Source organism: Pseudomonas sp. FSL R10-1350 (genome assembly GCF_009600525.1).
GTDB classification, from domain to species: domain Bacteria; phylum Pseudomonadota; class Gammaproteobacteria; order Pseudomonadales; family Pseudomonadaceae; genus Aquipseudomonas; species Aquipseudomonas helleri.
In genome coordinates, this window is the sequence record NZ_WIVR01000146.1 from 1 (window position 1) to 1,786 (window position 1,786).

The following is a 1,786-nucleotide window of genomic DNA, read 5'->3' on the forward strand; positions in this document are numbered from 1 at the left end:
AAGCCAAGCCTGCCGCTCCGCGCCCGGCGCCCGCCCGGGCAGCGCTTGCACCGCAGGAAAAACCGGTGGCCAGCGAAGCCGAAACCACGGTGCGGGTAGACACCGCGCGGCTCGACGAGATCATGAACATGGTCGGCGAACTGGTGCTGGTGCGTAACCGCCTGGTGCGCCTGGGCCTGAGCATTCATGACGAGGCCATGGCCAAGGCGCTGTCTAACCTCGACGTAGTTACCGCAGACCTGCAAACCTCGGTCATGAAGACCCGCATGCAGCCGATCAAGAAAGTCTTCGGCCGCTTTCCGCGTCTGGTTCGCGATTTGGCCCGCCAGCTGAAAAAAGAAATCAGCCTGGAACTGGTGGGCGAAGACACCGACCTCGACAAAAACCTCGTGGAGGCGCTGGCCGACCCGTTGGTGCACTTGGTGCGCAACGCGGTTGACCATGGCTGTGAAACCCCCGAAGAGCGCGAAGCCGCGGGCAAGTCGCGGTGCGGGCGGGTGGTGCTGTCGGCCGAACAGGAAGGCGACCATATCTTGCTGTCGATCTCAGACGACGGCAAAGGCATGGACGCCAATGTGCTGCGCGCCATCGCCGTCAAAAAAGGCCTGATGGACAAGGACGCCGCCGACCGCCTGAGCGAAAACGACTGTTACAACCTGATCTTTGCCCCGGGCTTTTCGACCAAGACCGAGATTTCTGACGTGTCGGGCCGTGGCGTGGGCATGGACGTGGTGAAAACCAAAATCGCCCAGCTCAATGGCTCGCTGGCCATTGAGTCGACCTTGGGCAAGGGCTCAAAAATCGTCATCAAAGTGCCGCTGACCCTGGCGATCATGCCGACCCTGATGGTCATGCTGGGCAATCAGGCGTTTGCCTTCCCGCTGGTCAACGTTAACGAAATTTTCCACCTGGACCTGTCACGCACCAACGTGGTTGACGGCCAGGAAGTGGTGATCGTGCGCGACAAAGCGTTGCCGCTGTTCTACCTCAAGCGCTGGCTGGTGGCCTCGGCCGCCCATGAAGAGCAACGCGAAGGGCATGTGGTGATTATCTCGATTGGCACCCAGCGCATCGGCTTTGTCGTCGATCAACTGGTCGGCCAGGAAGAAGTGGTGATCAAACCGTTGGGCAAAATGCTTCAGGGCACGCCGGGCATGTCGGGCGCCACCATTACCGGTGACGGTCGCATTGCCTTGATCCTGGATGTGCCGAGCATGCTCAAGCACTACGCCTCGCGGCGTATTTGATTCTCGTAGCAGGGGGCGCCAGCGTGCCCTGCCGCCTAACGGAGTGTTTATGGTAGTCAAGGTCCTGGTGGTGGACGATTCTGGGTTTTTCCGCCGTCGTGTGTCGGAAATTCTGTCGGCTGACCCGACGATTAAAGTGATCGGCACCGCCACCAATGGCAAGGAAGCAATTGATCAGGCGTTGGCGCTCAAGCCCGACGTGATCACCATGGACTACGAAATGCCGATGATGGACGGCATCACCGCGGTGCGCCACATCATGCAGCGCTGCCCGACGCCGGTCTTGATGTTCTCGTCGCTGACCCATGAAGGCGCGCGCGTGACCCTCGATGCGCTGGACGCCGGGGCCGTGGACTTCCTGCCGAAGAATTTCGAAGACATCTCGCGCAACCCCGACAAGGTCAAACAGCTGCTGTGTGAAAAGGTCCATAACATTTCGCGCAGCAACCGGCGCCTGTCCAGTTACAGCGCGCCGCCGTCCGTTGCCGCACCGGCACCTGTGAGCCGTGCGCCGCTAGGTGGGGCGCCCACGCCTGCAC

The 1,786-nt window shown here is 61.1% G+C and carries 2 protein-coding genes; both read left to right on the forward strand.

Annotation, left to right across the window (positions count from 1 at the left end):
- Positions 1 to 1,247: chemotaxis protein CheA (locus GHO25_RS25510; protein WP_178110248.1), on the forward strand; the 1,247-nt coding region annotated here is incomplete at its 5' end.
- 49 nt (positions 1,248 to 1,296) lie between these two features.
- On the forward strand, positions 1,297 to 1,786 hold a 490-nt coding region (locus GHO25_RS25515; protein ID WP_153393337.1), incomplete at its 3' end, for a response regulator.